This window comes from Streptococcus sp. SGI.013 (assembly GCF_050315295.1).
In the GTDB taxonomy this organism is placed as follows: Bacteria; Bacillota; Bacilli; order Lactobacillales; family Streptococcaceae; genus Streptococcus; species Streptococcus porcorum.
Map to the genome: position 1 here is coordinate 1 of NZ_JBNPOS010000049.1, position 5,780 is coordinate 5,780.

Below are 5,780 nucleotides of genomic sequence, written 5' to 3' on the forward strand. Positions count from 1 at the left end.
CTACTTTTCCATGATTATAGGGGGATTATATAAGTAATAAACCCCACTGGCTAATTAAAGTCAGTGGGGTTTTTGAGTGTTTTCCGTAGAATATTTAAATTACTTTACTATGGTATTTACTCAATAATAATATCAAAATGTTTTTTATCAACTTCTTTTGGAGCAACGTAACTAATATTTCGTTTGGCATTGAATATGTCAGATTCTTCCAGTGATGTAGAGAGTCCGCTCCAAGGTTCTAATGCGATAAAGGGACTCTGATTTGTAGTTGACCAAATCACTAAATATGGAAAATCATCAAATGCAATCGAAAGAGTCTTCTGATGATTTTTAGATTTCAAGGTTACCTTTCGTGATGCTAATTGATCCAATGTTACGGCATCGTACTCAAACAGTTGATAGGACAAGTCCAAGATCTTTTGATTTTCCAAGAATGGCCGACGATCTCGCAGATCAAGTAAGCCAGTTTCTGGAAAACTTCTAGGTACTGTACAAGATTCTACTTTTTCAAATTCTAAATAATAGTCTTCATAACTCTCACCATCCAACAAAGGACAATTAAAACCAGGATGCCCCCCAATAAAGTAAGGTAGCTTTCTATGTCCTTCAAGATTTTTAACCCTATATTCAGTTCGGATTGTATTGCCAAGTAGTGAGTAGTTAATGGAAAGTTCAAATTCAAATGGGTAATTTTTTACGGTTTCTTCATTTGATGAAATAGAAAATTCCAAAGAATTTTCGGTTCTCCTTACATTTTTGAACATCATTTTTCGTACAAGTCCATGCCTTGGAATTGTGCCTGTAAATGTCGGTCTTTCTGCAGGTTCATAGATAGCCCAATCATTTCGTAAACTTCCACAAATCGGAAATAGAACTGGTGCTTGACCACTCCAATAGGTCGGATCTCCTTGCCAAAGATACTCGACACCATCATTGTCTTTTATTGAAGTAATTTGCCCACCTAATTCAGAAAATTGTACTGTTAAGTTCTCATTTTTTAATTCGAACATAAAAACTGCCTCCCTTATATGAAAACAAGGATGCTAACTTGAGCTAGGCATCCTTGTATTATTTTTATTCAATAATCTGTGTTTCTGCTACTTTTTTATACCAATAAGCACTTTTCTTTGGATAGCGTTCTTGGGTTTCAAAGTCAACATAGAACAGTCCATATCGTTTCTCGTATCCATTTGACCAAGAAAATACATCCATCAAGGACCAGATGAAATACCCTTTAACATTGGCACCATCTGAGATAGCATCTGAAATCACTTCTAAATGCTTTTTCACGTAATCAATTCGACCATCGTCATAGACTGTACCATCTACAAATTCATCTTTATAACCGAGACCATTTTCAGTGATGTAGATTTTCTTATAGTTTGGATAGTCATTTTTCACACGCATGATTTGATCATAAAGACCTTGCGGATAGATAATCCAATCCCAGTCCGTTTTTGGAATATCAACTGGGGACTCTCTACGACCAACTCCTTTGATTTGATACTTAGAACTTCCCTTTTCACCTTTACCATTATGGATGATTTCCGTTTCTCCATCATGAGCTCTCATCCAATCACTCATATAGTAATTGATGCCCAAGAAGTCGTTCAAATCTTTTGCAGCATCTAAGGCAGCGAAGTCTTCATCACGAAGGTCTAATTCCCCACCATTTACTTTCAGAATATGGCGAACACCTTCAAGAGTCTTTTCAGAATAGTAACCCAAGTATGTTGCATCTAGGATAAATTTATTGTGAATAATATCTTCAAGTTCCGCTGCACGGACATCTTCCGGATTGGTTGGATCATAAGGATATTTCGTTGGCAATGCATGTACAACACCAATTTCTCCGCTATAACCAGCATCCTTGTAGAGCTTAACTGCCTTGGCATGTGAAACCATCATATTGTGATGAGATTGGAATACTTTAGCTAAATCATACTGAATACCTGGTGGGAACTTCCCAACAAGATACTGACCGTCACCAATTGGGCCGATTTCATTAAAGGTTGTCCAGTAATTAACTTCAGGGAATTCTTTGAAACAAAACGCTGCGTAATTGACAAAGTGTTCAATGTTATCTCGATTTAGAAAGTCACCATTAGAATGTAGCGTTTCTGGTGTATCAAAATGGTGAAGCGTTACAAATGGTTCTACGTGACGTTTATGGCATTCCGCAAATAATTTATGGTAAAACTCTACTCCCTTTGGATTCACTTCTCCAAAGCCTGTTGGGAAGATACGAGACCAAGCAATTGAAATACGAATGCCGTTTACCCCAAATTGTTCACTTAGTTCTAAATCAACTGGATAACGATTATAAAAATCAGAAGCTGGTTCCGCAGTATACCAGTAATTATCTTCTAGATACTTATCCCATGCAACACGACCTTTTCCATCTGTCTTTGTGGCACCTTCTGCTTGATATGCAGCAGTTGCTCCACCAAATATAAAATCTTTTGGTAATGTTTTAACCATATGCCTACCTTCTTCTATCAAAAATAAATAAAGGGGTAGGAGTTGGAGATTTATTACTCCCTCCCCTTTTGATTAAGAACCTATATTCACAAGTGAAGTGCTTGTATATAAGAGATAGTTTTTCGCTAATCAAGGCAGTTTTTTGAGGGAATACTGACTGTATTTTGAAAAAAACTAACGATGAGTAGCTGAAAAACTAGCCTTAGATGGGAGTGCTGAACTGTGAATACAGGTTCTAGAACTGTTGTTTGACAAAGTCAAGAGCACCTTGACCATCACGAGTGAGTTTAATGTATTGAGCCCCTTCAGTTTTGGCAAGTTTAATGCCCAATGCATCAGTTTCTTGTTTTATATCATCGTAGTTCGATGCTACTTGAGGTGCAAGGATGACTAATTGATATTCTGGTAAAATCTCACGGTGAGCACCATAGCTTCCTGCTGTTGCTGTGACTGGAACACCATATTCTTTTGCAGCTTTAGTTAGAGCGTTGGCAAGCAATCCACTTGTACCACCCCCTGCACAAAGTACCAAAACATTTGTTTGTTCAGAAATTTCGGTGTCGACTGTAGCTTTTTCAAGAATAGCATCCGCCTTGGCAGTATTAAAGTTAGCCGCCACTTTCTCTTTCAAGCTATTTTCAACTTTCCCTGATTGTTCTTCAGCGAGAATCTGCTCATCGTAAACTTTCAAGAATGGATAATAGATAAGTACATCGACAACTACCAATAAGATAGCTAGTGCAAAGGCAAGTGGAGCAAAGTTTGTTCCCATTACAATCCCCAATGGTCCTGGAGTTGTCCATGGCAAGTTAACGCTGAAACTGTTCATTTTTAGCGTATCAACAAAGAATTTGAAAATCCATACGTTAGCAATTGGAGCTAAAATAAATGGAACAAAGAATACTGGGTTGAGTACAAGTGGTGCACCGAACAAGATCGGTTCGTTTACACCAAAGAAAGTTGGAACAACTGAAGCACGTCCGATTGCTTTATTTCGTTTAGACTTAGTCAACCACATAAACATGAATGGCACAACCAAGGTAGCACCTGTACCACCCATTGTCACGATAAACATTTGAGTACCTGAAGTCAGGATTTTGTCCGCATGTTGACCGGCTTGTAAAAGCTGGAAGTTGGTTTCAATATTAGCATAAGTAATGGCTGCAATTGCTGGTTCCACAATAGATGGACCATGAATCCCTACAAACCAGAACAAAGCATAGGCACCAAAGATAATTGTAATACCAACATAACCATCTGCGGCTGTAAATAGAGGCTCAAATAATTTCAGAATTGCCTCAGCAACGTTTGTTCCAAGGAATTGACGTGTCACAAGATCAATTCCATACAAGACAAAGATAGACAATGCATATGGAATCACATCTTTAAATGCCTGGGATACGTTTGGTGGAACTTCGTCTGGCATACGAATGGTGACATTGTTTTTCACACAGACCTTATAGATATTAACCGTAATGAAGGCTGCCAGAAAGGCTGTCAAAAGTCCCTTAGTTCCCATGTATCCATTGGCAAATCCACCTTCAATACCATCAGAAGCCAGTAATAAGAAACCTGAAATTGAGGCAATCATGGTTGAAATGAAGTTGATTTGATTGGTTTTTGGCAACTGACGGTTAAACGCATCTGTCAAAGATTTTGCGGTCGTTCCTGCAACTAGGACAGCTACAATCCCCATTGTGTAACCGTAAGGTTTCATGATAGCCGCAACTGCTTCATCAGACCAAGTAAATCCAAAAATATTAGGCACGAAAGCTACCAATAGGAAGATACTTGAGAATAAGATAACTGGCATGGCTGCGATAAAACCATCACGGATAGCCCTTAAATAAGGGTTTCTCGAAATCTTTTCAAAGAAAGGCTTCCCTTTCTCAATGAATTCAATCAATTTATTCATTACTTGTCACCTCGTTTGTACAGTTCAATCATATGACTCATCATATCTTTCAATAATAATGTTGTCATGAGATGGTCTTGACCATGCATAAGTGTCACACTAAAGGCTAAATCCTCACCAGCCGCTTCTTTTTGCAACAAGCTAGTCTGAGCATGATGGGCTTCAACAATACAAGCATTGGCGGCTTCAACTAGTTCCTCTGCTTTTGCATAATCACCTTTTTGAGCAGCAGCCAGTGCCTCCATCAAACGAGAACGCGCATCACCAGCGAACGCAACAATCTCAAAACCTAATAACGTAATTTCTTCTCTGTTCATAATATGAACCTCCTTTTAAAATTGAATTGATTTACAATAACCGTTGAATATGTAGTACAATATAGAACCTTTCACTGTCATTTACAGGTTCATCAACCAATGTTGTGATCATCTCAAAAATCTGACTTCCAATCAGGTAAGCTCTTGGATTCTGGAGCTTGATGTACTGTTCCAAACTAGCAATCGATTCATTTGACTGATGGGACCTATCTAAGTAATTCAGAAAATAGGACAAATGAATCATAAAGCGATCATAAAAATTGCTATTTTCTTTTGTGCGTTTAATCCCATTCTCTATCAAAATTTGTTCAACCTCAGCAATAATTTTCTTACTGATGTCATGTTCTTCACTAGTGGGATGAATTGTTTCACCTTTTGCATTGATTAAGTGAAGTGCAATTTTACCAATCTCATCATTTGGAAAATCATTTAGCAACTTTTCTCGAAACATAGCTAAGGCTTCACGCGCCATTTTATATTCCAATGGATATTCGGCTGAAATATTGGGTAGTCTACTTTCTTGATAGGTATTCTTTAAAACCGCCTGATATGCACAATAGATATGATCTGTCAGTGTCACATATAGATATTCTTGTACAGGATAATGATAAGTTTCTACCAGATGATTAATAACCGTGTAGGTTGCCGAAATAAAATCTAAGGGAATATCTTTTAATAAGGTTAGAAAATTTTCTTTGGCTTCATCATTTTTCAGTGAAAAAATATTTTCTATCTTATCCTTAACAATCAAATCTCCCTTTTTCTTTTGAAAGGTTATACCTAATCCCATCACGACTGCCTGTTCCTCATGTTCATTTTTCACCAGGGCAGCGTTATTATTTAGTGACTGTATAATCCTAAACATATATCCCTCCTATATTTTTAAGCAAAAAAAGACTACAAACAAACCGAGAATATCCTACTCTCAAATCCATTTGTAGTCTTGCCTAATCGAATTAGTTACAATCCACTCTATTAATTTCTACAGTTATAATATAACACACAATTTCGATTTTGTAAACCCTTTCTTTGTGTTTTTTTGTTTGTTTTAAACATTTTTAAAAAAT

5 protein-coding genes are annotated in these 5,780 nt (G+C 37.2%); all 5 read right to left on the reverse strand.

What is annotated here, in order from left to right; genetic code table 11:
• Window positions 1–116: 116 nt before the first annotated feature.
• Window positions 117–1,010 (reverse strand): aldose 1-epimerase family protein, encoded by an 894-nt coding sequence (locus tag ACQRDX_RS08880; protein WP_427896519.1) that lies wholly within the window; start codon window positions 1,008–1,010, stop codon window positions 117–119.
• Window positions 1,011–1,074: 64 nt separating this feature from the next.
• Window positions 1,075–2,481 (reverse strand): 6-phospho-beta-galactosidase, encoded by a 1,407-nt coding sequence (gene lacG / locus ACQRDX_RS08885; protein WP_427896521.1) that lies wholly within the window; start codon window positions 2,479–2,481, stop codon window positions 1,075–1,077.
• A 235-nt stretch (window positions 2,482–2,716) separates the two neighbouring features.
• Complete coding sequence (locus ACQRDX_RS08890) at window positions 2,717–4,396, reverse strand: lactose-specific PTS transporter subunit EIIC (RefSeq protein WP_427896523.1); 1,680 nt, start codon at window positions 4,394–4,396, stop codon at window positions 2,717–2,719.
• Window positions 4,396–4,713 (reverse strand): PTS lactose/cellobiose transporter subunit IIA, encoded by a 318-nt coding sequence (locus ACQRDX_RS08895; protein WP_003048451.1) that lies wholly within the window; start codon window positions 4,711–4,713, stop codon window positions 4,396–4,398. The genes ACQRDX_RS08890 and ACQRDX_RS08895 overlap by 1 nt, the downstream gene beginning before the upstream one ends.
• Window positions 4,714–4,744: 31 nt before the next feature.
• A complete protein-coding gene (locus tag ACQRDX_RS08900; RefSeq protein WP_427896528.1) occupies window positions 4,745–5,578 on the reverse strand; it encodes a PRD domain-containing protein in 834 nt (277 codons plus the stop codon).
• Window positions 5,579–5,780 lie beyond the last annotated feature (202 nt).